Origin of the sequence: Streptomyces sp. NPDC093065, from assembly GCF_044754585.1 — a bacterium.
Classification (GTDB): domain Bacteria; phylum Actinomycetota; class Actinomycetes; order Streptomycetales; family Streptomycetaceae; genus Streptomyces.
The window spans coordinates 53,113-77,059 of the sequence record NZ_JBIVPJ010000003.1 but is presented as its reverse complement, the minus strand read 5'-3'; the positions used below and the strand labels follow the sequence as shown (position 1 = coordinate 77,059).

Genomic DNA, 23,947 nt, shown 5'->3' with positions numbered 1-23,947 from the left:
GCATGAACCGTGACAGTTTGAACAGGCGGCGACTCCTGGCGCTCCTCGCACGGACCGCCGCCGCGGCGGCACTCCCCGCGGCGGCGGCCTGTGGCGGACCGGACCGGCCGGACGGGCCGGCCGCCGCGGGCACCGCGCCCGGGGCGAGCAGCGGCGCGTCGGGCAGGCAGCGGCAGTCCTCCGGACCGCGCCCGCTCCTCGTCGGCACCTACACCTCCGCCGAGGGCGGCGGAAAGGGCGTCGGGCTCGCCGAGTACGACCCCGGCACGGGCCGGATCACCGGCCGCGGTGTCCTCGCCGAGACGGACGATCCCTCGTACCTGGCCGTGCACCCCGACGGCCGCACCGTGTACGCGGTGAACGAGCGGGACGAGGGCGCCGTGACCGCCGTCCGGCTGTCGGACCACAGGGTGCTGGGCAGCCGGAGCACCGGCGGCGCGGCGCCCTGCCACCTGTCCGTGCATCCGGGCGGACGCTGGCTGCTCAGCGCCGACTACGGCTCGGGCAGCGTCGCCGTGCACCCGATCGACACCTCGGGCGCGCTCGGGGAGCGCACCGGCCTGGTCACGCACTCCGCTCCCCCGCCGGGCCCCGGGCAGACCGGGCCGCACGCCCACCAGGTCGTCACCGCCCCGGACGGGAAGCACGTCCTCGCCGTGGACCTCGGCACGGACACCGTGTACACCTACCGCCTGGACGAGACCGCGGGGACCCTCGCGGAGGTCTCGCGGGCACGGACCCGGCCGGGCGCCGGGCCCCGGCATCTCGCCTTCCACCCCGGCGGGCGCCACGCCTACCTCGCCAACGAGGTCGACAACACCGTCGCGGTGTGCGCGTACGACCCGCAGACGGGACGCCTGACCGTGGGCGAGGCGCAGTCCACCGGGGCGGAGCCGAGCCCGGGGTCCGGCGCCAACTACCCCGCGCAGTTCCTGGTCACGTCCGACGGCGCGTACGCCTTTCTCGCCAACCGGGGGCACAACAGCCTGAGCCGGTACGCGGTGGAGGCGGCGGGCGCCCGGCTCCGGCTTCTCGGCACGGTGCCGGCGGGCGGCGACTTCCCCCGGCAGATCGCCTTCTCCCCGGACGGCGGGCTGCTGTTCGCGGCCAACCAGCGCTCCGGCACCGTCAGCGCGTTCCGCGTGGGCGAGGAAGGTGGCGAACTGCGCCCCACCGGCGAGCCGTTCGCCTCACCCGTCGCCGTCTGCGCGCTGCCGCTGTAGGGCCCGGGGGCAGGAGGCGGCGCCCGCCTGCGCGAGGAGCACGTGCACCCGCTCCGTGAGCTGCGCGATCTCGTCGGCCGGCGCATGGAAGGGCAGACGTACGTCACCGTGGTCGCGGACGCGTTCGATGCGCAGGGTCAGCCCGTGCCGGTCGACGGCGAGCGGCCGCACCCGGACCGCGCCGTGCAGGCTGTCCGGGTCGACGAGCCGGGTCAGCCGCTGGACGGCGTCGTCGTGGCAGTCGGCGAGATGGGTCAGCAGCCGCGCCTCGGCCAGTGCCAGCGGGTCGGGCGACGCGGCGGTGAACTCGTCGACGTCGATCACCACGGCACCGGAGGGGCGCCGCAGCACCACGCGGGTGGGCCGGAAGGCCAGGTGTCCGTCCTCCACGGCCATCCAGCCGGCGAGCCAGAGCCGGGCCCTGATCCGGCCCCGCACCGGGACGGGCGCCACGTCGGCGAACTCCAGCACGGCGGACGGCTCACCGCGGGGCGCGCACAGCGCCGCGGCGAGCAGGCCGCTGTCCTCGGGCACGTGCAGGAGCACCCGGCCGTCGTCGGCCACGGTGTGCACGCCGACGAACTCCTCGCGGCCGCCCTCCGCGGTCACCGCGCAGGACCAGGCGGCGGCGAGCACGGAGCGGGCCTGCTCCGCCGCGGCAGGCGCGGCCGTCCAGGTGTGGCTGTCACCCATCCCAACCTCCGTTCAGTTCATTAGGTAAGGCTCACCTAACCTATCGGAGATCGGGGTGTGCGCCAACCACGACACCGCGTCGAACCGTGCGGACACGCCGCGTCAGGGCGCGATGGCGCCCAACAGCGCCCGTGCGCACAGGTCGCGCACCTGCTCACGGGCGGGTTCCGGGTCCCGCAGCCACTCCAGGCAGACCGCGGTGGTGAAGGCCAGCCAGCCACGCACCGCCAGCCGCACGTCGCCGCGCTCCTCGAAGGCCGGGCCGAACTCCGGGTCGGCGGACAGGGCGGCGAGGATCTGCCGTTCCTGCGCGGCGAGCGCCTTCCGGTAGACGCGGCGCACCGCCTGGTCGCCGGTCGCGTCGGCACGGTGGAAGGCGCGGTAGCCGTGTGCGTGGGCGCGGACGTACTCCAGGTACGCGTCGAGCCCCGCGGTGAGCTGCTCGCGGACCGGGACGCCGGGCACGGCCGCCGTCATCCGCAGCATGCGCTCGCTCTCCCGCTCGACGACCGCGGCGAAGAAGTCCCGCTTGTTCGGGAAGTAGTGGTACAGCAGCCCGCGGGAGACTCCGGCGATCTCGGCGACCTGTTCGATCCGCACCTCGTCGTAGGGACTGTCCGAGAACAGCCGCGCGCCCACCGAGAGCAGCTGCTCCCGGCGCTCGGCGGTGCTGAGCCGGCGGCGGGTGCGCTCGCCCTGGTTCGCGGCCATGCCCGCACCTTACTTGACGCCGGTTCAACAACGGGACGAGACTGGGCCGCGTTATTGAATCCATGTACAACACGCTCGCCTCGGCTCGTGCAACACGCCGCTGCGTCAAGGGAGATCGCGTCATGGCCCGGACAGTGAGGGAAACGGCACGGGACGGACTGCCGAAGGGCTTCCGCAGCGCCGAGCTGGGCTGGCCCGAACTGCACCGCATCCCGCACCCGCCGTACCGGCTGCCGCTGCTCGGCGACGTGGTGGGGGCGAGCAGGCGCACCCCGATGCAGGACTCGCTGCGGTACGCCCGGCGGCTGGGGCCGATCTTCCGGCGGCGGGCCTTCGGCAAGGAGTTCGTGTTCGTCTGGGGCGCGGACCTCGCCGCCGATCTGGCGGACGAGACGCGGTTCGCCAAGCACGTGGGCCTGGGGGTGGCCAACCTGCGGCCGGTCGCCGGGGACGGGCTGTTCACGGCGTACAACCACGAGCCCAACTGGCAGCTCGCGCACGACGTGCTGGCGCCCGGGTTCAGCCGCGAGGCCATGGCCGGCTACCACGTGATGATGCTGGACGTGGCCTCCCGGCTCACCGCCCACTGGGACCTGGCCGAGGCGTCGGGCCGGGCGGTGGACGTGCCCGGCGACATGACCAAGCTGACCCTGGAGACCATCTCACGCACCGGTTTCGGGCACGACTTCGGCTCCTTCGAACGCTCCCGCCCGCATCCCTTCGTCACCGCGATGGTGGGTACGCTCGGGTACGCCCAGCGCCTGAACACGGTGCCCGCTCCGCTCGCCCCCTGGCTGCTGCGCGACGCGAGCCGCCGCAACGCCGCCGACATCGCCCACCTCAACCGCACGGTCGACTACCTCGTCCGCGAACGCCGGGCGACCGGCGGCGGGGGCGGGGGCGGGGACGGCGACCTGCTGGGCCGGATGCTGGAGACGGCCCACCCGGAGACCGGTGAGCGGCTGTCGCCCCAGAACGTCCGCCGGCAGGTCATCACCTTCCTCGTCGCCGGTCACGAGACCACCTCGGGCGCGCTCTCCTTCGCCCTGCACTACCTCGCCCAGCACCCCGAGGTCGCGGCCCGGGCCCGCGCCGAGGTGGACCGGGTGTGGGGCGGCACCGAGGCGCCCGGCTACGAGCAGGTGGCCAAGCTGCGCTACGTGCGCCGGGTGCTGGACGAGTCACTGCGGCTGTGGCCGACCGCCCCCGGCTTCGCGCGGGAGGCCCGCGAGGACACGGTGCTCGGCGGCGCGCACCCGATGCGGCGCGGGGCCTGGGCGCTGGTGCTCACGGGCATGCTGCACCGCGATCCGGAGGTGTGGGGTCCGGACGCCGAACGCTTCGACCCCGACCGCTTCGACGCGAAGGCCGTGCGCTCGCGCGCCCCGCACACGTTCAAGCCGTTCGGGACGGGGGCTCGGGCGTGCATCGGGCGGCAGTTCGCGCTGCACGAGGCCACGCTGGTCCTCGGACTGCTGCTGCGCCGCTACGAGTTGCGGCCGGACCCCGGCTACCGGCTGCGGGTGACCGAGCGGCTGACACTGATGCCGGAGGGGCTGCGCCTGCGTCTGGACCGGCGGGCCCCGTCGGCGCCTTCGACGCCGGGATCCGCGCCCCGCGCGTCCGACGCCGCGGAGGGCGGGGCGGCCCGGGAGGCCGAGGGCGACGGTGACTCCGTTTCAGCGCCCCGCTGTCCAGTGCACCGGGCGGGTGACTGAGCCGGGCAGCCTGGTGCCGGGGCCGCCACGGGCCGCGTTGACCTGCGGCTGGGTCAGGAAGAAGGCGCCCGTCAGGTCCGCGTCGCTCAGATCGGCGTCGCGCAGGTCCGCACCGATCAGGTCGGCGCCCCGCAGGTCGGCGCCGGTGAGGTCGGCGGCGATGAGGTAGGCCCCGCGCAGGTCGGCGCCGGCGAGGTCGGCGCCGCTCAGGCGGGCGCCCATCAGGTCGGCGTTGCGGCGGTTCTTCTTGCGGCCCCGGGTGCCCGACCGGGCCAGCTCGCTGGTGCGCAGCAGGAGCGCGTTGACACGCTGCCGGTGTGCGCCCACGTCGAGGACGGCCAGCTCCTCGGGGGTCCCCTCGGCGAGGCGTTCGGTGTCGGCGAGGACGCGGCGCAGGTCGGCGTGGACCGGGCGGGCGGCGGGCAGGGTCAGTGCCTCGGTCAGGTACCAGAGCAGCTCGTGCAGTTGGCGGACGACCGGGAACACGTCGAACATGCGGCGCCCGAGCTCCGGCGGGCCGTCGCGCCAGTCCGCACCGCCGAAGGTGACCTGGGAGACCCGCTGCCCGGCGCCGAAGCAGTCGTAGACCGTGCAGCCGCTGAAGCCGCGGTCCCGCAGCCTCGCGTGGATGCCGCAGCGGTGGTCGGTGCGGAGGTTCGTACAGGGGGTGCCGGCGTCCTTGTCGATCGCGAAGTCCGCCGAGCGGGCGAACGGCAGGGCCACGCAGCACAGGCCGAAGCAGCTCCCGCAGTCGCCGCGCAGCTCCGCGCGGGCCGGGAGATCCGTCCGGTCCGCCGCCGTGTGTTCTCGCATGTCGTCGAGGATACGGGCCGTCGGCGGGCGGCCGTGCCGAGACCCCCGGCGGCAACGCTGCGCACCACCCTGGACGCCGTCACGCCCCGCTCCCCCGCGATGCCGCTACCGCCCGAAGACCTCGAAGGTCACCGCCGGCCTGCCGCCGAACCGCTCGCCGGCCGCCTGGGCGAAGCCGGTGAGGAATCCGCGCACGTACGTCTCCGGGTCCTCCTCGGTCAGCACCTCGATGTACGTGCGGTGTTCCAGCAGCGAGCGCACCGCGCGTTCGAGGCCCGGGGTGGCGTCCACGGCGTGGGTGGGCGAGGAAGAGCCGGCGACCGCGACCCAGCGCACGCCGTTCCACGGTTCGAGGCCCTGCTCGGTCAGCTCCGGGAAGATCCACCGGTTGCCCGCGTCGGCCGCCGCGTCGAGCGTGGCCCGGCCGACGGCGACGTGGTCCGGGGTGTTCCAGGCGACGCCGCCCCAGGTGTCCCGGTGGTTGAGGGTGATGACCAGCTCGGGCCGGTGCCGGCGGATCGCGGCGGCGATGTCGCGGCGCAGCGCGGTGCCGTACTCGACGACGCCGTCCCGGTGGTCGAGGAACTCCACCTCGCTCACCCCGACGACTGCGGCGCTCGCACGCTGCTCACGCTCGCGCAGCGGCGCGCACTCGGCGGGCGGCAGGGTGTCGATGCCCGCCTCGCCCCTGGTGGCGAGCACGTAGGCGACCTCGCGGCCCTCGTCGGTCCAGGAGGCGATCGCCGCCGAGCAGCCGTACTCCAGGTCGTCGGGGTGGGCGACGACGGCGAGGGCGCGGCGCCAGTCGCCGGGCATGGGCTCCAGTTGCGTGATCGTCGGCTCCGTCATGCCCGCACACTAACCCGCGCCACCGGCGTCCCACCGCGATTTGGGGCCCCGCTCCTCACGCCTCGTCGTGGGCGAGCGCCAGCAGCCGGTCCAGGACCCGGGGGCCGCCGGCCCGTACGCCGTCGTGCTCGAACTCGTCGGTGACCCAGGTGCGCAGGCCCCGGACCGTACGGGCGGTGGTCAGGGAGTGCGCGGTGTCGACGTACATGTCGTCGTGGTAGACGGCGGCGGCGGCCGGCACCTCGTTGGCGGCCAGGCGGGCGGGGTCGTACAGCGGTGTCCAGTCGGTGCGGGCGGCAAGCAGTTCCGCCGTCTCGCGCAGGGGGCGCAGCGCCGGGTCGCAGTCGAACATCCAGGGGTGGATCGACTCGCCGGTGAAGAGCAGCGGTTCGTCGCCCGCGAGGGCCTTGGCGGCGTCGAAGCGCGGGAACTCCGCGCGGACCCGCTCGGCCGACCAGGCGGTGGGGCGCGCGTCCTGGCCGTAGATGGCCTCGTGGACGAGGGCGTACAGCGGGCGGCCCGCGTACGACAGCAGGCCCTGCGCCTGCTCCTGGAAGGAGTCGGAGAGTTCGTGTCCGTTCGGGGTGCGGACGAAGGCGTCCTCCAGGAGGAAGTGCAGGCGGTGGCTGCCCTCTCCGCCGCCGAGCATGATGCCGAGGGACTGGAAGGCCTCGACGGTGAGGCGGTAGCCGTTCGGCAGGACCACGTCGTGGGTGAGGAGGTGGTCGGCGATGCGGCGGGCGCGCTCGATGTCCTGCGGGTAGCGGGCGTAGTGCGCGACGACCTTGCGCTCGATGCGCGGGTAGGCGGCCCGGTAGACGTCGTCCGCGTGGGCCTCCAGGGAGGGCAGGCCGCCGGTGATCAGGGCGGTGCTCAGGCCCTCGGGGGCCAGCGAGAGGTAGGCGACGGTGCAGAAGCCGCCGAAGCTCTGGCCGAGGACGGTCCAGGGGGCGCCGCCGGTCACCTGGGGGCGGACGGCCTCGCAGTCCCGGACGATGGCGTCGGCGCGGAAGTGGGTGAGGTAGTCGGCCTGCTCGGCGGGGCCGCCGCGCAGCGGGAGCGTCTGGCGGTTGGCCGGGGTGGAGGCGCCGGTGCCGCGCTGGTCCAGGAGCAGGACGCGGTACTCCTGGAGGGCCCGGCCGAACCAGGCGGGACGTCCGACGAAACGGTCCGCCTTGCCGCCGGGCCCGCCCTGGAGGTAGACGAGCCACGGCAGGTCCTTGTCGGCCTTGTCGCTCGCGACGGCCTCGCGGGCGTACAGCTCGATCGTCTCCCCGTCCGGGTCGGCGTGGTCGAGGGGAACGGTGAAACGGCGGTCGGTGAGGACGACGCCTGGCTGGCGGTAGCTGACGCTCAAGGGGTCTCCCGGGGCGGACGGAGGTGACGGCCGGTTGTTTTGGCCGGGTCCCAGTTCAGCACACGTTCTTGCGGCCACCGACCCCCGGGATCATGAAATCGTACTGAACGGACGGTCAGCGGGCGGCGAGGCTGGAGCGCCGCACCACCAGCTCGGGCTGGAGGACGACCCGGCGGTGCGGGTGGGTCCGGTCCGTGCCCTCCAGCTCGGTCTCCTCCAGGAGCAGTTCGGCGGCCATGGCGCCCATGGTGACGGCGGGCTGGCGCACGGAGGTGAGCGGGACGGCCGCGGCGGCGGCGAACTCGATGTCGTCGTAGCCCACGATCGCGAGGTCGTCGGGGACGCCGACCCCGGCGGCGTACATGGCCTGGAGCACACCGAGGGCGAGCAGGTCGTTGGCGCAGAAGACGGCGGTCGGCCGGTCGGCGAGGCCCAGCAGTCGGGCGCCGGCGTCGCGGCCCGCGGAGACGTCGAGGCGTTCGGTGGGCAGTTCGCGCAGGGCGTCGGGCCCGAGCCCGGCCTCGGCGAGCGCGGCGAGGGCGCCGGTGCGGCGGTCGCGGACCTGGTTGAGGCCGGGCGGGCCGCTGACGTAGGCGATGGAGCGGTGTCCGGCGTCCACGAGGTGGCGCACGGCCAGGGCGCCGCCCGCGACGTCGTCGACGGAGACCGAGCACTCGGTGGTGCCCTCGGCGACCCGGTCGACCAGGACGAAGGGGATGTGGTGGCGCCGGAAGCCCTCGATGTTGCGGCCGGTGGCGTCGGCGGGGGTGAGCAGGACGCCGCGGACGCGCTGCTCGGCGAAGAGCGAGAGGTACTCGGCCTCCTCGGCCGGGTTCTGGGCGCTGTTGCAGACCATCACCCCGAGCCCGGCCTCGCGGGCGGCCCGCTCGGCCCCGCGGGCGACGTCGACGAAGAAGGGGTTGCCCATGTCCAGGACGAGCAGCCCCATGATGCGGCTGCGGCCCGCGCGCAGCTGGCGCGCGGACTCGCTGCGGACGTAGCCCAGCCGGTCGATCGCGGACAGCACACGCGCGCGGGTCTCGGTCGCGACGGTGTCGGGACGGTTGATGACGTTGGAGACCGTGCCCACGGAAACTCCGGCGGCGCGGGCGACGTCCTTGATACCCACGGAATGGGCCATCGGGCAGGGACCTCCGAGGTCGGGGTGGGTGTGGGGGGCGGCCGCGGGACCTTCACACAGTACCCGTGCCGCCCCGGGGAGACCCCCTTCAGGCGAGGTGGAACACCTCGGTGAGGGGCTTCATCGCCTCGTCGGGGCGGTCCCCGTCGAGGGACTCGAAGAGCGGGCCCATCTCCGCCTGCCAGCGGGCGTTGACCTCGGTGGCCTCCATGCCGGCCTTGGCGGCGGCGAAGTCCTCGGTCTCCAGGTAGCCGACGAGCAGGCCGTCGTCGCGCAGGAAGAGCGAGTAGTTGTGCCAGCCGGTGGCGGAGAGTGCCTCGCACATCTCCGGCCACACGGCGGCGTGGCGTTCGCGGTACTCCGCGATGCGGTCCGGGCGGACCTTGAGCAGGAAACAGACGCGCTGCATGAAGTACCGCTCCCGTACGAAGGGTGGGGACTGTACGAAGGACGGGGTCTAGAAGTCGAACTGGTCGACGTTGTCGGCGGTGAACACGGTCGGCTTGCCGAGGTTGATCACGCCGTCCTTGCCGATGGTGTACTCGCCCATGGCACCGGCCTTGAAGGTCTCGCCCTCCTTGCCGGTGATCTGCCCGGAGGCGAGGGCGACGGAGGTGCGCGCGGCCAGCTCGCCGAGCTTGGCCGGGTCCCACAGCTCGAACGCCTCGACGGTGCCGTTCTTGACGTACTTGCGCATGTCGTTGGGGGTGCCGAGGCCGGTGAGCCTGACCTTGCCCTTGTACTTGGAGCCGGACAGGTACTGGGCGGCGGCCTTGATGCCGACGGTGGTCGGGGAGATGATCCCCTTCAGGTTGGGGTGCTCCTGGAGCAGGCCCTGGGTCTGCTGGAAGGACTTCTGGGCGTCGTCGTCGCCGTAGGCGACCTTGACCAGCTTGATGTCCTTGTACTTCGGGTCCTTCAGCTCGTCCTTCATGATCTCGATCCAGGCGTTCTGGTTCGTCGCGGTCTGCGCGGCGGACAGGATCGCGATCTCGCCCTTGTTGCCGATCTGCTCGGCCATCTGCTGCACCTGGGTGCGGCCGATGTCGTCGGCGGACGCCTGGGAGATGAAGGCGTTGCGGCACTCGGGGTTGGTGTCCGAGTCGTAGGTGACGATCTTGATGTCGTTCTTCATCGCCTGCTTGAGCGCGGTGCACAGCGCGCCCGGGTCCTGCGCGGAGACGGCGATGGCGTCGACCTGCTGCTGGGTGAGCGTGTTGACGTAGGAGACCTGGCCGGCGGTGTCGGTGCCGCTGGAGGTGCCGACCTCCTTGTAGCTGGAGCCCAGCTCCTTGACGGCCTTCTCGCCGCCCTTGTCGGCGACGGTGAAGTAGGGGTTGTTGACCTGCTTGGGCAGGAAGCCGACGGTCAGCCCCTTCTTCGTCGCGGCGTTGGGGTCGGCCTTGCCCTCCGCGGCGGACTTGCCGCCCTCGTCCTTGACGTCCTCCTTCGTGGTGCCGCCGCAGGCGGTGGCGGCCAGGGCGAGGGAGGTGACGGCGGCGAGGGCCGCGCAGGTACGGCGGATGGACGACTTGCGCATGGTGGGTTCCTTATGAGGGTGGACGGAGCCGGTGACGGGTTACGGGGTGGGCGCGGGCGCCTTGGACGGGGGTGTCGACGCCGCCCTGCGTCCGGACCTCGCGAGGGAGATCTGCCGTGCGAGCCGGGGGCCGAGCACGGAGAGGACGAGCAGGACGCCGGTGACGACGATCTGCGACTGGGCGGAGACGTCCTGCAGGCTCATCACGTTCTGGAGCGCGCCGAGCAGGAAGACGCCCGCGATCGCCCCGCCGAGCGTGCCCTTGCCGCCGTCGAAGTCGATGCCGCCCAGGAGTACGGCGGCGACGACGGACAGTTCGAGGCCGGTGGCGTTGTCGTAGCGGGCGCTGGCGTAGTGCAGCGCCCAGAAGACGCCGGTGAGGGACGACATGAGGCCGGTCAGCGTGAACAGGATCAGCTTCTGCCGCTTGACCCGGATGCCGGCGAAGCGCGCGGCCTCCTCGCTGGCCCCGATGGCGAACAGCGACCGGCCCAGCGGCATGGCGTGCAGGGCGACGACGGCGACGGCCAGCAGCACGAGGAAGGGCAGGAAGGCGTACGGGACGAAGGTGCCGTCGACGCGTCCGGCCGCGAAGTCCAGGTACTGCGAGGGGAAGTCCGTCACCGAGTCGGAGCCGAGCACGATCTGCGCGATGCCCCGGTAGGCGGCCAGCGTTCCGATCGTGACGGCGAGGGAGGGCAGCCCGAGCCGGGTGACCAGCAGGCCGTTGAGGAGGCCGCAGGCCACGCCGAGCAGCAGGCAGATCGGAATGATCGTCTCGATGGTCATGCCCTGGTTCCACAGGGCGCCCATCACCGCGCCGGACAGGCCCGCGGTGGAGGCGACCGACAGGTCGATCTCGCCGGAGACGACCAGCAGCGTCATGGGCAGGGCGATCAGCGCGATCGGCAGCGTGTTGCCGATCAGGAAGGACAGGTTGAGGGCGTTGCCGAACCCGTCGACGAAACCGAAGGAGAGCAGCAGCACGACCACGAGGAGGGCGCCGACCGCCCCGTCCCACCTCAAGGAGGCGGACCATCGGCCGGCGCGCGTCAGGGGGCTGTCAGCCATGGCGGGCGTTCCTCTTCTTCAGAGCGGTGGCCACGCGCAACGCGACGATCCGGTCGACGGCGATGGCGAGGATGAGCAGGATGCCGTTGATGGCCAGCACCCACACGGAGCTGACGCCGAGGGCGGGCAGCACGCTGTTGATCGAGGTCAGCAGCAGCGCGCCGAGGGCCGCGCCGTAGACGCTGCCGGAGCCGCCGGTGAAGACGACGCCGCCGACCACCACGGCGCTGACGACGGTCAGTTCGTAGCCGTTGCCGGTGCCGGAGTCGACGTTGCCGAAGCGGGCCAGATAGAGGGCGCCGGCGAGTCCCGCGAGGGCGCCGCAGAAGGTGTAGGCGGCCAGGATCCGCTTGCGGACCGGGATGCCGGCCAGCCGGGCGGCCTCGGGGTTGGAGCCGAGGGCGTACAGCTCGCGCCCGCTGCCGAAGTGCTTGAGGCAGTACGCCGTGGCGACGAGCACCGCGAGGGCGATCAGCGCCAGCCAGGGCACGGCGGAGACGCCGCCGGAGCCGAAGTCGACGAAGCCGCCGGGCAGGTCGGCCGCGGTGATCTGCCGGGAGCCGACCCAGATGGAGTCGATGCCGCGGATGATGTAGAGGGTGCCGAGGGTGACGACCAGGGCGGGGACCTGGCCGAGGCTGACCAGCAGGCCGTTGAGCAGACCGAAGCCGACTCCCGTCCCCACCGCGAGCAGCACGGCGACGACGGGGTTGCCGCCGTCCTGGAGGTAGATGCCGGCGGCGAAGGCGCTGATGCCGAGTGTGGAGCCGACGGACAGGTCGACGTTGCGGGTGATGACGACGAGGGACTGTCCGGTGGCGACCAGGACCAGGATGGTCGCGTTCAGCAGCAGGTCCTTGATGCCCTGTTCGGACAGGAACTCGCTGTTGCCGGCCTGGGTGAGGGCGATCATCACCAGGAAGACGAGCAGGATGGCCAGTTCGCGCATCTTGAAGATGCGGTCCACCAGCCGGGTCGCGCCGGCCTTCGGCACGTCGGCCACCGGGGCCTGGTCGGGTGCGGTGACCGTCATGCGGCGGCCCTCCCCGTGGCTGCGGCCATCACGGTCTCCTCGGTGGCGTCGGTGCGGGCTATCTCGGCGGTCAGGCGCCCCTCGTGCATCACGAGGACGCGGTCGGCCATGCCGAGGACCTCGGGCAGGTCGGAGGAGATCATCAGGACGGCCACCCCGTCGGCGGCGAGCTGCGAGAGAAGCCGGTGCACCTCGGCCTTGGTGCCGACGTCGATGCCGCGGGTGGGCTCGTCGACGATCAGCACCTTGGGGCCGGTGGCCAGCCACTTGGCGAGGACGACCTTCTGCTGGTTGCCGCCGGAGAGGGTGGCGACGGTGTCGGCGATGCGCGCGTACTTGACCTGGAGCTTGACCGCCCAGTCCAGGGAGCGGCTGCGCTCGGCGCCGCGGTCCATCAGGCCGGCCTTCACGGTCGTGCGCAGGCCGGTGAGGCCGATGTTGCGCTCGATGGACATGCCCATCACCAGGCCCTGGGCGCGGCGGTCCTCCGGGACGAGCGCCAGACCGGCGGCCATCGCGGCCGAGGGCGCGCCGTTGACGAGGGGCTTGCCGTCGACCTCCACCTCGCCCGCGTCCCAGCGGTCGACGCCGAAGACGGCGCGGGCGACCTCGGTGCGTCCGGCGCCGACCAGTCCGGCCAGTGCGACGATCTCGCCGCGCCGCACCTCGAAGGAGACGTCGGTGAAGACGCCCTCGCGGGTGAGCCTGCGCACGCTGAGGGCCTTCTCGCCGGGCGTGACCTCCTGCTTGGGGTACAGCTCGTCGAGGTCGCGGCCGACCATGCGGCGCACCAGGTCGTCCTCGGTCATGCCCTCCAGGGGCTCGCCGGCGATCCAGGCGCCGTCGCGCAGGGTGGTGACCCGCTGGCAGATGCGGAAGATCTCCTCCAGGCGGTGGGAGACGAACAGCACCGCGGCGCCCTGTTCGCGCAGGGTGCGCACCACGCCGAAGAGCCGGGCCACCTCGCTGCCGGTGAGGGCGGCGGTCGGCTCGTCCATGATCAGGACACGGGCGTCGAAGGAGAGCGCCTTGGCGATCTCCACGATCTGCTGGTCCGCGATGGACAGGCCGCGCGCGGGCCGGTCGGGGTCGAGTTCCACGCCGAGACGGAGCATGAGTTCGGCGGTGGCCGCATGGGTCGCCTTGTGATCGATACGGCCGAGGGCGCGGCGCGGTTGGCGGCCCATGAAGATGTTCTCGGCGATCGACAGATCGGGAAAGAGGGTGGGCTCCTGGTAGATCACGGCGATGCCGGCGTCGCGGGCGTCGCCGGGGCCGTGGAACACGACCGGTGCGCCGTCGAGCAGCACGTGGCCTGCGTCCGGCCGGTGCACTCCGGCCAGCGTCTTGATGAGGGTCGACTTTCCGGCGCCGTTCTCGCCGGCGAGGGCGTGCACCTCGCCGGGGAACAGTTCCAGGGAGACGTCCCGCAGCGCACGGACCGCGCCGAAGGACTTGGAGACGTCCCTGAGCGCCAGAACCGGGGCCGAACCCGTGTCGGACGGGTGGGTCATTGGGGGCTCCTCGACGACGCCGGGCGGGACGGCCCTCACGGCGTCGTGAAAGGTTTCAACTCGGTTGCCGGGGACGTTAGGCAGCGAGGCCATGTCACGTCAATGGTTCCGGGTTGAAAAACTTTCGATCTCCGAAGGTCACGACAGAGTCACGGACAGCCGGAGCGGCCGGAAGGGTTGACACCCCTTCGAGGGGCTCATAACTTCGCATTCTGAATCGTTTCATACACGGTCGTGTCCGCAGCAGGCCACGACCCGATGCCACAGGAGCGCCGAAGTGACCGAGCTCGCCGCGGTGAAGGCCGCGCTCAGGACCCAGGCCGTCGAGACGCCGTCGTGGGCGTACGGCAACTCGGGCACCCGTTTCAAGGTGTTCGCCCAGGCCGGTGTCCCCCGTGACCCGTTCGAGAAGCTGGACGACGCGGCGAAGGTGCACGAGTTCACCGGCGTGGCCCCGACCGTCGCCCTGCACATCCCCTGGGACCGGGTCGAGGACTACGCCGCGCTGGCCGCGCACGCCGAGAAGCGGGGCGTCCGGATCGGCGCGATCAACTCCAACACCTTCCAGGACGACGACTACAAGCTCGGCAGCATCTGCCACCCCGACGCGGTGGTGCGCAGGAAGGCCGTCGACCACCTGCTGGAGTGCGTCGACATCATGGACGCCACCGGATCGCGCGACCTGAAGCTGTGGTTCGCCGACGGCACGAACTACCCCGGGCAGGACGACATCCGCTCCCGGCAGGACCGGCTGGCCGAGGGCCTGGCCGAGGTGTACGAGCGGCTCGGCGAGGGGCAGCGGATGCTCCTCGAGTACAAGCTCTTCGAGCCGGCGTTCTACACGACGGACGTGCCGGACTGGGGCACGGCCTACGCGCACTGCCTGAAGCTGGGCGACAAGGCGCAGGTCGTGGTCGACACGGGGCACCACGCGCCGGGCACCAACATCGAGTTCATCGTGGCGACGCTGCTGCGGGAGGGGAAGCTCGGCGGCTTCGACTTCAACTCCCGGTTCTACGCGGACGACGACCTGATGGTGGGCGCGGCCGACCCGTTCCAGCTGTTCCGGATCATGTACGAGGTGGTGCGCGGGGGCGGGTTCGCGCCGGAGACGAACGTGGCGTTCATGCTCGACCAGTGCCACAACATCGAAGCGAAGATTCCGGCCATCGTCCGGTCGGTGATGAATGTGCAGGAGGCGACGGCGAAGGCGCTGCTCGTCGACGGTACGGCGCTGGCCGCCGCGCAGGGCTCGGGGGACGTACTGGAGGCCAACGCCGTTCTGATGGACGCGTACAACACGGACGTGCGGCCGCTGCTTCGGGAGGTGCGGGAGGAAATGGGCCTGGAGCCCGAACCTCTCAAGGCGTACCGGGCGTCCGGTTGGGGCGAGAAGGTCGTTGCCGAGCGGGTTGGTGGCGAGCAGGCCGGGTGGGGCGCGTAGGCGTCTGCCGGGTTTGTGTTGTTTGCGGGCTGCGGGCCCGTATGTGGCTGGTCGCGCCCGCGCGGCGGAGCCGCACATAGATACAGCCCCGCGCCCCCCGCAGGGGCGCTGCTCTTCGCCCTCGTTGAAAAGGACTGCCAGACAATGGGTACCCATCCCTCAGCCGCCGCCCTCCTCGCCCGTTCCCATCGGCTCGGTGCCGATCCGCGCAACACCAACTACGCCGGCGGCAACGCGTCCGCCAAGGGCACCGGGACCGATCCCGTCACCGGGGGTGACGTGGAGCTGATGTGGGTCAAGGGGTCCGGCGGGGACCTCGGGACGCTCACCGGGGCCGGGCTGGCCGTGCTGCGGCTGGACCGGATGCGAGCGCTCAAGGACGTCTACCCGGGCGTCGAGCGCGAGGACGAGATGGTCGCCGCCTTCGACTACTGCCTGCACGGCAAGGGCGGTGCCGCGCCCTCGATCGACACGGCGATGCACGGGCTCGTCGAGGCCGCCCACGTCGATCATCTGCACCCGGACTCCGGGATCGCGCTGGCCTGTGCGGCGGACGGCGAGAAGCTGACCGCCGAGTGCTTCGGCGACACCGTGGTGTGGGTGCCGTGGCGGCGGCCCGGGTTCCAGCTCGGGCTGGACATCGCGGCCGTCAAGGAGGCCAACCCGCAGGCGGTCGGCTGCGTGCTCGGCGGGCACGGCATCACCGCCTGGGGGGAGACCTCCGAGGAGTGCGAGCGCAACTCGCTGCACATCATCCGCACCGCCGAGGCCTTCCTCGCCGGGCGCGGGAAGGCCGAGCCGTTCGGCGCGGTGATCGACGAGTACGCCGCGCTGCCCGAGGCCGAACGGCGGGAGCGGGCGGCGGCGCTGGCGCCGTACGTCCGTGGGCTGGCCTCGCGGGACCGGCCGCAGGTCGGGCACTTCACCGACACGGACGTGGTGCTCGACTTCCTCGCGCGGGCCGAGCACCCGCGGCTCGCCGCGCTCGGCACCTCCTGCCCCGACCACTTCCTGCGGACGAAGGTGCGGCCGCTGGTCCTGGACGTGGCGCCGACCGCGCCGCTGGACGAGGCGGTGGCCCGGCTGAAGGAACTGCACGCGGCCTACCGCGAGGATTATTCCGCCTACTACGGGCGGCACGCGGAGCCGGACTCCCCCGCCATGCGCGGCGCGGACCCGGCGATCGTGCTGGTGCCCGGCGTGGGCATGTTCAGCTTCGGCAAGGACAAGCAGACCGCCCGGGTGGCCGGCGAGTTCTACGTCAACGCGATCAACGTGATGCGCGGCGCCGAGGCGGTGTCGTCGTACGCGCCGATCGAGGAGTCGGAGAAGTTCCGCATCGAGTACTGGGCGCTGGAGGAGGCCAAGCTCCGGCGGATGCCGCGGCCCAAGCCGCTGGCCACGCGCGTCGCGCTGGTGACCGGCGCCGGCAGCGGGATCGGCAAGGCCATCGCCCGGCGGCTGGTGGACGAGGGCGCCTGTGTGGTCGTGGCCGATCTGAACGCCGAGAACGCGGCGGCGGTCGCGGAGGAGCTGGGCGGGGACGACGTGGCCGTCGCCGTGAGCGTCGACGTGACCTCCGAGGAGCAGATCACCGAGGCGTTCAGGGCGGCCGTGCTGGCGTTCGGCGGGGTCGACCTGGTGGTCAACAACGCGGGGATCTCCGTCTCCAAGCCGCTGCTGGAGACCACGGCCAAGGACTGGGACCTCCAGCACGACATCATGGCCCGCGGCTCCTTCCTCGTCTCGCGCGAGGCGGCCCGGGTGATGACCGCGCAGGAGCTGGGCGGCGACATCGTGTACATCGCGTCGAAGAACTCCGTGTTCGCCGGCCCCAACAACATCGCCTACTCCGCCACCAAGGCCGACCAGGCCCACCAGGTACGTCTGCTCGCCGCCGAGCTGGGCGAGCACGGAATCCGGGTCAACGGCGTCAACCCCGACGGCGTGGTGCGCGGTTCGGGGATCTTCGCGGGCGGCTGGGGCGCCGAGCGCGCCGCCGTGTACGGGGTGCCGGAGGAGAAGCTGGGCGAGTTCTACGCGCAGCGGACGCTGCTGAAGCGCGAGGTGCTGCCCGAGCACGTGGCGAACGCCGTGTTCGCGCTGACCGGCGGGGACCTGACCCACACCACCGGTCTGCACGTGCCGGTCGACGCCGGCGTCGCAGCCGCGTTCCTGCGATGAGCACCACCACCGACGCCAAGGCGTACGCCGCGGTCGACCTCGGCGCGTCCAGCGGGCGCGTCATGGTCGGCCGCGTGGACGCCGACCGGCTGGAGCTGACCGAGGCACACCGCTTCCCCAACCGGCCGGTGCGCACGCCCGACGGCCTGCGCTGGGACCTCCTCGCTCTGTACGCGGGGGTGCTGGACGGCCTGCGGGCGGCGGGGCGGGTGGACTCGGTCGGCGTGGACAGCTGGGCGGTGGACTACGGCCTGCTGGACGCGGACGGGGCGCTGCTCGGCAACCCGGTGCACTACCGGGACGCCCGCACAGAGGGTGTCGCGGAGAAGGTGTGGGCCGCCCTGCCCGCCGGGGAGCTGTACGCGGCGACCGGGTTGCAGTACGCGCCCTTCAACACCCTGTACCAGCTCGTCGCCGCCCGGGGCACGGCCCAGTTGACGGCGGCCCGGCGGCTGTTGCTGGTCCCCGACCTGCTGACGTACTGGCTGACCGGCGAGCAGGGCACGGAGCTGACCAACGCCTCCACCACCCAGCTGATCGACCCGCGCACCCGGGACTGGTCGCGGGAGGTCGCGGATCGGCTGGGGATCGACCTCGGTCTGTTCGCGCCGCTGCGCCGGCCCGGGGACGCGGCGGGGCTGCTGCGGCCCGAGGTGCTGGAGGAGACGGGCCTCGCGGGGCCCGTGCCGGTGACGGCGGTCGGTTCGCACGACACCGCCTCCGCGGTGGCCGCGGTACCGGCGGCGGACGAACGGTTCGCCTACATCTGCACCGGCACCTGGTCGCTGGCCGGGCTCGAACTGACCGCGCCGGTGCTGTCGGAGGAGAGCCGCGCCGCCAACTTCACCAACGAACTCGGGCTGGACGGCACGGTCCGCTACCTGCGCAACATCATGGGTCTGTGGCTGCTCCAGGAGTGCGTACGGGACTGGGGCGACCCCGATCTGGGCCGTCTGCTGCTCGACGCGGCCCGGGTGCCGGCGCTGCGTTCCGTGGTCGACGCGGGTGACGCGGTCTTCCTGGCGCCCGGGCGGATGCCGGAGCGGATCGCCGGGGCGTGCCGTGCGTCCGGGCAGCCGGTGCCCGAAACGCCCGCCGAGGTGACCCGCTGCATCCTCGACTCGCTGGCGCTGGCCCATCGCAGGGCCGTGGCGGACGCCCAGCGGCTTGCCGGGCACCCCGTCGACGTGGTGCACGTGGTCGGCGGCGGCACCCGCAACGCGCTGCTGTGCCAGCTGACCGCCGACGCCTGCGGGCTGCCGGTGGTGGCGGGGCCGGCGGAGGCCGCCGCGCTCGGCAACGTCCTCGTACAGGCGCGCGCGAACGGCCTGGTCGGCGATCTCGCCGGAATGCGCCGACTGCTGGCGCGCACCCAGGCGTCGACCCGCTACGAGCCGCGCGGCGACCCGGCGCGCTGGCGGGCGGCCGAGGCCCGACTCGCCGACCGGTGAACCGGGTCTCCCCCGCCTCCCGCCCCCACGACTACCCTGCACTGGGCATGCGCCCGACGATCGAACACGAGGAGCCGCGATGCGTGTCGCCCTGTTCCTGACCTGCGTCAACGACACGCTCTATCCGGACACCGGCCGGGCCGTCGTGAAGCTGCTGACCCGGCTGGGCGTCGACGTCGACTTCCCCATGGCCCAGACCTGTTGCGGTCAGGCGCACTACAACACCGGCTACCGGCACGAGGCCGAGCCGCTGGCCCGGCACTTCGCCGGGGTGTTCGCGGACTACGACGCGATCGTGACGCCGTCGGGCTCCTGCGGGGCCATGGTGCGGGAACTGTATCCGCGGATGGGCGAGCGGGCGCGGGCGGAGGGGCGCGGGGACCTGCTCGCGGCCACGCTGGCGCCGGTGGTGCCGAAGACGTACGAGCTGACTGAGTTCCTCGTGGACGTGCTCGGGGTGACCGACGTGGGGGCGTACTACCCGCACACGGTGACGTACCACCCGACCTGTCACGGACTGCGCAGCCTGGGCCTGGGCGACCGGCCGCGGCGGCTGCTGGAGGCGGTGAAGGGGCTGGAGTTGGTGGAGCTGCCGGGCGCCGAGGAGTGCTGCGGCTTCGGCGGGACCTTCGCCGTGAAGAACTCCGACGTGTCGGCGGCGATGGGCACGGACAAGGTGCGCAACGCCGAGTCCACCGGCGCGGACGTGCTGTGCGCGGCCGACAACTCCTGCCTGATGCACATCGGCGGGACCATGGCGCGGCTGCGCACGGGCATGCGGCCGGTGCACATCGCGGAGATCCTGGCGAGCACGGAGGAGGCGGTGGCCGTATGAGCGGCACGTTCGTGGGGATGCCGGCCTTTCCCGAGGCGGCGCGGGAGGCCGTGGGCGACAGGACGCTGCGCGGCAACCTGCGCCACGCCACCCACACCATCCGGGACAAGCGGGCCCGCGCGGTCGCGGAACTGGACGACTGGGCGGCGCTGCGCGGGGCCGGGAAGCAGATCAAGGACCACACGCTGCGCCACCTCGACCGGTACCTGGTGCAGGTGGAGGAGGCGGTCACCGCCGCCGGCGGGACGGTGCACTGGGCCGCCGACGCGGACGAGGCCAACGAGATCGTCGCCCGGCTCGTCGAGGAGACCGGCGAGTCGGAGGTCGTCAAGGTCAAGTCGATGGCGACGCAGGAGATCGCCCTCAACGAGGCGCTGGAGGCCCGCGGCATCCACGCCTACGAGACCGATCTCGCCGAGCTGATCGTGCAGTTGGGCAAGGACCGGCCCTCGCACATCCTGGTGCCCGCCATCCACCGCAACCGGGGCGAGATCCGGGACATCTTCCGCTCCGAGATGAGCGAGTGGGGCCGTCCGGCGCCCGAGGGTCTGACGGACACGCCCGCCGAACTCGCGGAGGCGGCCCGGCTGCACCTGCGGGAGAAGTTCCTGCGGGCCAAGGTCGGCATCTCCGGCGCCAACTTCGTGGTGGCCGAGACCGGCACCCTGGTGGTCGTGGAGTCCGAGGGCAACGGGCGGATGTGCCTGACCCTGCCCGAGACGCTGATCTCGGTCGTCGGCATCGAGAAGATCGTGCCGAGGTGGCAGGACCTGGAGGTCTTCCTGCAGACCCTCCCCCGCTCCTCCACGGCCGAGCGCATGAACCCGTACACGTCCATGTGGACGGGCACCAGGGACGGCCGGGCCGGGGCAGGAGACGGCCCGCGCGCCTTCCACCTGGTGCTGCTGGACAACGGCCGCACCGACACCCTCGCCGACGAGGTCGGCCGCCAGGCCCTGCGCTGCATCCGCTGCTCTGCCTGCCTGAACGTGTGCCCGGTGTACGAGCGGGCCGGCGGCCACGCCTACGGCTCGGTGTACCCGGGCCCGATCGGCGCCATCCTCAGCCCCCAGCTGCGGGGCACCGGCAGCGCGATCGACGCGTCCCTGCCGTACGCGTCCTCGCTGTGCGGGGCCTGCTACGAGGTGTGCCCGGTCGCCATCGACATCCCCGAGGTGCTGGTGCACCTGCGGGAGCGGGTGGTCCAGGGCGGCCCCGCGGTCAGGAACGGCAACCGGGTCGTCCTGAAGCCCGCCAGGGGACACGCGGCCGAGCGGGCGGCGATGCGGGCGGCTCAGTGGGCGTTCGCACACCCCGGCGCGCTGCGGACCGGGCAGCGGCTGGCCTCGCGCACCCGGCGTCTGCATCCGCGCACCCTGCCGGGTCCCGGCCGGGCGTGGAGCGGCAGCCGGGACCTCCCGGCGGTGCCCGCGGAGCCGTTCCGGGACTGGTGGCAGCGCACGCACGGCGCAAAGGGCGGAGCGAAGTGAGCAGCAGGGAACGCATCCTGGGCCGGGTGCGGCGGGCACTGGCGGACGTGCCGGGCGACGCGAGGCCCTACGAGGAGGCCGTCGCCCGGGACTATCTGCGTGCGCACGGGCAGCGGTCCGTCCCGGAGACGGTGGACCTCCTCGCCGAGAACCTGGCGGACTACCGGGCGGTCGTGCACCGGTGCACGGACGGGCAGTTGCCCGAGCTGCTGATGCGGCTCCTGGCGGCGCGCGGCTCGCAGCGCGTGGCGGTGCCCCCGGAGCTGCCGCCGGGCTGGCTGAAGGCGGTCGACGCGACCCGCGTCCACGACCGGGCGGCACTCACCCCGCAGGAGCTCGACGAGGTCGGCAGCGTGGTCACCGGCTGCGCGGTGGCCGTCGCCGAGACCGGCACCCTCGTCCTGGACGGCTCCCCCGACCAGGGCCGGCGCCGCATCACCCTGGTCCCGGACCACCACGTCTGTGTCGTACGGGTACCCGACCAGGTGGTCGCCTCGGTGCCGCAGGCCCTCGAACGCCTCGATCCGACCCGTCCGTTGACGTGGATCTCCGGCCCGTCGGCGACCAGCGACATCGAGCTGGACCGGGTCGAGGGGGTGCACGGTCCGCGCACCCTGGAGGTGGTGCTGGTGAGCGGCTCGTAGCCCTGCCGGGGTGTCGCTGGGTACACCCCCGGATACGGGCTCTGCGCCCAGTGTGGCCCGGCCCCGGTCTCCGTAGCGTCTTCCACGAGGCACCGCACAGGGCGGGCCGCACGGAAGGTGATGACCATGTTTCGCTCCGGTGCACGAGGCGACCACGACCCGGGCCCCGCCCCCGAGGCCCTCCGGCTGGTCAAGGTGACCCGGACGTACGGCTCGGCGGGCAACGCCGTGACCGCTCTGGACGGGGTGTCGCTGAGCCTGGGGCGCGGCACGTTCACCGCGGTGATGGGGCCGTCGGGTTCGGGCAAGTCCACGCTGTTGCAGTGCGCGGCGGGGCTCGACCGGCCGGACAGCGGCATCGTGTGCGTGGACGGCAAGGAGCTGACGGGCGGCGGCGAGGCGGAGCTGACGAAGTTCCGGCGCGGCCGGGTCGGGTTCGTGTTCCAGCAGTACAACCTGCTGGAGACGCTGACCGTCGCGCAGAACACGGTGCTGCCGCTGAAGCTGGCCGGGCGGCGCGTCGACCGGAGGCGGGCGCGGGAGATCCTGACGTCGGTCGGTCTCGGGGACCGGCTCGGGCACCGCCCCGACCAGCTCTCCGGCGGACAGCGGCAGCGGGTGGCGATCGCCCGGGCGCTGGTCACCGAACCGCGGGTGGTCTTCGCGGACGAGCCGACGGGCGCGCTGGACACGCGCAGTGCCCGGCACGTGATGCTGCTGCTCCAGGAGGCGGTGCGGGTGCACGGGCGGACCGTGGTGATGGTGACGCACGACCCGGTCGCCGCCTCGTACGCCGACTCGGTGGTCTTCCTCGCCGACGGCCGGCTGGCGGGGCGGATGGACGCGCCGAGCCCGGACGCGGTCGCGGAGCGCCTCGCGCACCTGGGCGACGACGTGCCGGCGGGGGTGTGAGCGATGTTCGTACTGGCTCTGCGGTCGGTCCGGCGCCGTCCCGGACGGTTCCTCGCGACGCTGCTGTCCGCCTTCCTCGGGGCGGCGGTCATCATGACGTTCAACTCGATGCACGACACGGCCGGGCAGGCCGGCGTCGACCCGGTCAGCTCGGAGACGCTGGGCACGGCGGCGGGGGTCGTCGGCGGGTACGGGACCCTGCTGGTGTTCTTCGCGGTGGCCTCGACGCTGACGGTCAACGTGCGTCAGCGCACCGCCGAGCTGGAGCTGCTGCGCTGCTCGGGGGCGACCCCGGCGCAGATCAAGCGGATGGTGGTGGGTGAGGCGGTGGCGGTGGCCCTGGTGGGGGCGGTGCTGGCGATCGGCCCGGCGATGCTCGGCGGACGGGCGCTGCTCGACCTGTTCCGGGACAGCGGCCAGGTGGCGCGGTCCGTGGACTACGCCTTCGGGCCCGTCGCACTGCTGAGCGGCGTGGGCATCACCCTGCTGGCGTCCGGGGGCGCCGCGTTCCTGGCGGTGCGGCGTCTGACGCGGGGTGGCAGGGAGCGGGCCGGGGCGAAGCGGTTCCTGGCGTACGCGGCGCTGTCCACCGGGGCCCTCGGAGCGTGCTCCACCTTCCTGTTCTCCGCGACGGACGAGGCCCTGATGGCGGCGCCGGCCTACGGGACGATCCTGCTCTCGGTCGGTTTCGCGCTGCTGTCGCCGCGGTTGCTGAAGGGCGTCCTGGACCGGCTGCCGCTGAGCGGCGCGAGCGGATGGCTGGCGGTGCGGAACCTGCGCGAGCGGGCGGATCAGCTGGCCGGGATCCTGGTGTCGCTGATCATGTTCACCGCCGTGTCGGCGGCGACGGTCACGATGCAGGCCGTGGAGAGCGACGCGGTGCAGGCCTCGGGTCTGGTGAAGTCGGTCGACGCCAAGAACCTGGAGACGCTCAACCTCACGGTGGTCGGCATCATCGCGGTGTTCGTGTGCGTGATGCTGGTCAACTCGCTGTACGCGGCGACGACGTACCGCTCGCGTGAATTCGGTCAACAGCGGCTGGCGGGGGCGACGCCGGGACAGGTGCTGGGCGTGGTGGCCGCCGAGGGCGTGGTCGTCACGGTGACGGGGGTGTTCTTCGGCACGGTGGCCGCGCTGGCCGGTGTGGTGCCGTTCACGGTGGTCCGCACCGACGCGGTGCTGCCGGACCAGTTCCTCGGAGTGTGGCTGGTGATGGTGGCGGTGTCGGCGGCCGCGACGCTGGGGACGAGCCTGGGCACGGCGCGGCGGGTGCTGCGTACGCCGGCGGTGGGGGCGGTGACGGCGGCGGCGTGAACAGCCGCGG

The 23,947-nt window shown here is 72.8% G+C and carries 21 protein-coding genes; 10 read left to right on the top strand and 11 right to left on the bottom strand.

Going from position 1 to position 23,947, the window contains the following annotated elements; all coding sequences use genetic code 11:
- Positions 1 to 2 precede the first annotated feature (2 nt).
- Positions 3 to 1,223, top strand: coding sequence for a lactonase family protein (locus tag ACIQFU_RS06230; RefSeq protein ID WP_402549378.1), 1,221 nt, complete (start codon positions 3 to 5; stop codon positions 1,221 to 1,223).
- On the opposite strand, the gene ACIQFU_RS06225 is transcribed toward ACIQFU_RS06230, so the two are convergent.
- Both ACIQFU_RS06225 and ACIQFU_RS06220 read right to left on the bottom strand, forming a co-directional pair.
- On the bottom strand, positions 1,191 to 1,916 hold the full coding sequence (locus tag ACIQFU_RS06225; protein WP_402549376.1) for a DUF2470 domain-containing protein: 726 nt from the start codon (positions 1,914 to 1,916) through the stop codon (positions 1,191 to 1,193). The two genes, ACIQFU_RS06230 and ACIQFU_RS06225, sit on opposite strands and share 33 nt — an antisense overlap.
- 102 nt (positions 1,917 to 2,018) lie before the next feature.
- Positions 2,019 to 2,627 (bottom strand): TetR/AcrR family transcriptional regulator, encoded by a 609-nt coding sequence (locus ACIQFU_RS06220; RefSeq protein WP_402549375.1) that lies wholly within the window; start codon positions 2,625 to 2,627, stop codon positions 2,019 to 2,021.
- 122 nt (positions 2,628 to 2,749) lie between these two features.
- On the opposite strand from ACIQFU_RS06220, the gene ACIQFU_RS06215 reads away from it, so the two are divergent.
- A complete protein-coding gene (locus ACIQFU_RS06215; protein ID WP_402549373.1) occupies positions 2,750 to 4,345 on the top strand; it encodes a cytochrome P450 in 1,596 nt (531 codons plus the stop codon).
- On the opposite strand, the gene ACIQFU_RS06210 is transcribed toward ACIQFU_RS06215, so the two are convergent.
- From ACIQFU_RS06210 to ACIQFU_RS06170, 9 genes are all read right to left on the bottom strand, one after another.
- A complete protein-coding gene (locus ACIQFU_RS06210) occupies positions 4,307 to 5,158 on the bottom strand; it encodes a pentapeptide repeat-containing protein (RefSeq protein ID WP_402549372.1) in 852 nt (283 codons plus the stop codon). The genes ACIQFU_RS06215 and ACIQFU_RS06210 overlap by 39 nt on opposite strands.
- Positions 5,159 to 5,263: 105 nt before the next feature.
- Positions 5,264 to 6,007: a PIG-L deacetylase family protein gene (locus ACIQFU_RS06205; RefSeq protein ID WP_402549371.1), complete on the bottom strand. Its 744-nt coding sequence runs from the start codon at positions 6,005 to 6,007 to the stop codon at positions 5,264 to 5,266.
- Between the two features lie 55 nt (positions 6,008 to 6,062).
- On the bottom strand, positions 6,063 to 7,364 hold the full coding sequence (locus ACIQFU_RS06200) for an alpha/beta fold hydrolase (RefSeq protein ID WP_402549369.1): 1,302 nt from the start codon (positions 7,362 to 7,364) through the stop codon (positions 6,063 to 6,065).
- A 115-nt stretch (positions 7,365 to 7,479) separates the two neighbouring features.
- A complete protein-coding gene (locus ACIQFU_RS06195; protein ID WP_402549368.1) occupies positions 7,480 to 8,505 on the bottom strand; it encodes a LacI family DNA-binding transcriptional regulator in 1,026 nt (341 codons plus the stop codon).
- Positions 8,506 to 8,593: 88 nt separating this feature from the next.
- Positions 8,594 to 8,914: an L-rhamnose mutarotase gene (locus ACIQFU_RS06190; RefSeq protein WP_402549366.1), complete on the bottom strand. Its 321-nt coding sequence runs from the start codon at positions 8,912 to 8,914 to the stop codon at positions 8,594 to 8,596.
- Between the two features lie 48 nt (positions 8,915 to 8,962).
- Positions 8,963 to 10,045: a rhamnose ABC transporter substrate-binding protein gene (rhaS, locus tag ACIQFU_RS06185; RefSeq protein ID WP_402549364.1), complete on the bottom strand. Its 1,083-nt coding sequence runs from the start codon at positions 10,043 to 10,045 to the stop codon at positions 8,963 to 8,965.
- Positions 10,046 to 10,084: 39 nt separating this feature from the next.
- Complete coding sequence (locus tag ACIQFU_RS06180) at positions 10,085 to 11,116, bottom strand: ABC transporter permease (RefSeq protein ID WP_402549363.1); 1,032 nt, start codon at positions 11,114 to 11,116, stop codon at positions 10,085 to 10,087.
- Positions 11,109 to 12,149: an ABC transporter permease gene (locus tag ACIQFU_RS06175; protein WP_402549362.1), complete on the bottom strand. Its 1,041-nt coding sequence runs from the start codon at positions 12,147 to 12,149 to the stop codon at positions 11,109 to 11,111. Before ACIQFU_RS06175 ends, ACIQFU_RS06180 begins: the two co-directional genes overlap by 8 nt.
- Positions 12,146 to 13,663, bottom strand: a complete 1,518-nt coding sequence (locus ACIQFU_RS06170) for a sugar ABC transporter ATP-binding protein (RefSeq protein ID WP_402549361.1) — start codon at positions 13,661 to 13,663, stop codon at positions 12,146 to 12,148. Before ACIQFU_RS06170 ends, ACIQFU_RS06175 begins: the two co-directional genes overlap by 4 nt.
- 277 nt (positions 13,664 to 13,940) lie before the next feature.
- On the opposite strand from ACIQFU_RS06170, the gene rhaI reads away from it, so the two are divergent.
- The 8 genes from rhaI to ACIQFU_RS06130 all read left to right on the top strand — a co-directional run bounded on the left by rhaI (position 13,941) and on the right by ACIQFU_RS06130 (position 23,937).
- Positions 13,941 to 15,107, top strand: coding sequence for an L-rhamnose isomerase (gene rhaI, locus ACIQFU_RS06165; RefSeq protein ID WP_402549360.1), 1,167 nt, complete (start codon positions 13,941 to 13,943; stop codon positions 15,105 to 15,107).
- A gap of 144 nt (positions 15,108 to 15,251) precedes the next feature.
- Positions 15,252 to 17,291 (top strand): bifunctional aldolase/short-chain dehydrogenase, encoded by a 2,040-nt coding sequence (locus tag ACIQFU_RS06160; RefSeq protein ID WP_402549359.1) that lies wholly within the window; start codon positions 15,252 to 15,254, stop codon positions 17,289 to 17,291.
- Positions 17,288 to 18,742: a rhamnulokinase family protein gene (locus tag ACIQFU_RS06155; protein ID WP_402549358.1), complete on the top strand. Its 1,455-nt coding sequence runs from the start codon at positions 17,288 to 17,290 to the stop codon at positions 18,740 to 18,742. The genes ACIQFU_RS06160 and ACIQFU_RS06155 overlap by 4 nt, the downstream gene beginning before the upstream one ends.
- Positions 18,743 to 18,821: 79 nt before the next feature.
- The gene (locus ACIQFU_RS06150) at positions 18,822 to 19,577 is read left to right on the top strand and encodes a (Fe-S)-binding protein (protein WP_402549357.1); all 756 of its coding nucleotides are present in this window, start codon (positions 18,822 to 18,824) and stop codon (positions 19,575 to 19,577) included.
- The gene (locus tag ACIQFU_RS06145; protein WP_402549355.1) at positions 19,574 to 21,067 is read left to right on the top strand and encodes a lactate utilization protein B; all 1,494 of its coding nucleotides are present in this window, start codon (positions 19,574 to 19,576) and stop codon (positions 21,065 to 21,067) included. The genes ACIQFU_RS06150 and ACIQFU_RS06145 overlap by 4 nt, the downstream gene beginning before the upstream one ends.
- Positions 21,064 to 21,711, top strand: a complete 648-nt coding sequence (locus tag ACIQFU_RS06140; RefSeq protein ID WP_402549353.1) for a lactate utilization protein C — start codon at positions 21,064 to 21,066, stop codon at positions 21,709 to 21,711. Before ACIQFU_RS06145 ends, ACIQFU_RS06140 begins: the two co-directional genes overlap by 4 nt.
- Before the next feature lie 120 nt (positions 21,712 to 21,831).
- Positions 21,832 to 22,623 (top strand): ABC transporter ATP-binding protein, encoded by a 792-nt coding sequence (locus ACIQFU_RS06135; protein WP_402549352.1) that lies wholly within the window; start codon positions 21,832 to 21,834, stop codon positions 22,621 to 22,623.
- Positions 22,624 to 22,626: 3 nt separating this feature from the next.
- Complete coding sequence (locus ACIQFU_RS06130; RefSeq protein WP_402549350.1) at positions 22,627 to 23,937, top strand: FtsX-like permease family protein; 1,311 nt, start codon at positions 22,627 to 22,629, stop codon at positions 23,935 to 23,937.
- The last annotated feature ends 10 nt before the right edge of the window (positions 23,938 to 23,947 follow it).

What these genes read in the sequence shown, in the direction of transcription:
- ACIQFU_RS06215 (WP_402549373.1), top strand. Translation starts at nt 2,750, where the DNA reads ATGGCCCGGACAGTGAGGGAAACGGCACGGGACGGACTGCCGAAGGGC.
- ACIQFU_RS06130 (WP_402549350.1), top strand. Translation starts at nt 22,627, where the DNA reads ATGTTCGTACTGGCTCTGCGGTCGGTCCGGCGCCGTCCCGGACGGTTC.
- ACIQFU_RS06180 (WP_402549363.1), bottom strand. Translation starts at nt 11,116, where the DNA reads ATGGCTGACAGCCCCCTGACGCGCGCCGGCCGATGGTCCGCCTCCTTG.
- ACIQFU_RS06210 (WP_402549372.1), bottom strand. Translation starts at nt 5,158, where the DNA reads ATGCGAGAACACACGGCGGCGGACCGGACGGATCTCCCGGCCCGCGCG.
- ACIQFU_RS06220 (WP_402549375.1), bottom strand. Translation starts at nt 2,627, where the DNA reads ATGGCCGCGAACCAGGGCGAGCGCACCCGCCGCCGGCTCAGCACCGCC.
- ACIQFU_RS06155 (WP_402549358.1), top strand. Translation starts at nt 17,288, where the DNA reads ATGAGCACCACCACCGACGCCAAGGCGTACGCCGCGGTCGACCTCGGC.
- rhaS (WP_402549364.1), bottom strand. Translation starts at nt 10,045, where the DNA reads ATGCGCAAGTCGTCCATCCGCCGTACCTGCGCGGCCCTCGCCGCCGTC.
- ACIQFU_RS06145 (WP_402549355.1), top strand. Translation starts at nt 19,574, where the DNA reads ATGAGCGGCACGTTCGTGGGGATGCCGGCCTTTCCCGAGGCGGCGCGG.
- ACIQFU_RS06205 (WP_402549371.1), bottom strand. Translation starts at nt 6,007, where the DNA reads ATGACGGAGCCGACGATCACGCAACTGGAGCCCATGCCCGGCGACTGG.
- ACIQFU_RS06150 (WP_402549357.1), top strand. Translation starts at nt 18,822, where the DNA reads ATGCGTGTCGCCCTGTTCCTGACCTGCGTCAACGACACGCTCTATCCG.
- ACIQFU_RS06175 (WP_402549362.1), bottom strand. Translation starts at nt 12,149, where the DNA reads ATGACGGTCACCGCACCCGACCAGGCCCCGGTGGCCGACGTGCCGAAG.
- ACIQFU_RS06190 (WP_402549366.1), bottom strand. Translation starts at nt 8,914, where the DNA reads ATGCAGCGCGTCTGTTTCCTGCTCAAGGTCCGCCCGGACCGCATCGCG.
- ACIQFU_RS06225 (WP_402549376.1), bottom strand. Translation starts at nt 1,916, where the DNA reads ATGGGTGACAGCCACACCTGGACGGCCGCGCCTGCCGCGGCGGAGCAG.
- ACIQFU_RS06195 (WP_402549368.1), bottom strand. Translation starts at nt 8,505, where the DNA reads ATGGCCCATTCCGTGGGTATCAAGGACGTCGCCCGCGCCGCCGGAGTT.
- ACIQFU_RS06135 (WP_402549352.1), top strand. Translation starts at nt 21,832, where the DNA reads ATGACCATGTTTCGCTCCGGTGCACGAGGCGACCACGACCCGGGCCCC.
- ACIQFU_RS06170 (WP_402549361.1), bottom strand. Translation starts at nt 13,663, where the DNA reads ATGACCCACCCGTCCGACACGGGTTCGGCCCCGGTTCTGGCGCTCAGG.
- ACIQFU_RS06230 (WP_402549378.1), top strand. Translation starts at nt 3, where the DNA reads ATGAACCGTGACAGTTTGAACAGGCGGCGACTCCTGGCGCTCCTCGCA.
- ACIQFU_RS06160 (WP_402549359.1), top strand. Translation starts at nt 15,252, where the DNA reads ATGGGTACCCATCCCTCAGCCGCCGCCCTCCTCGCCCGTTCCCATCGG.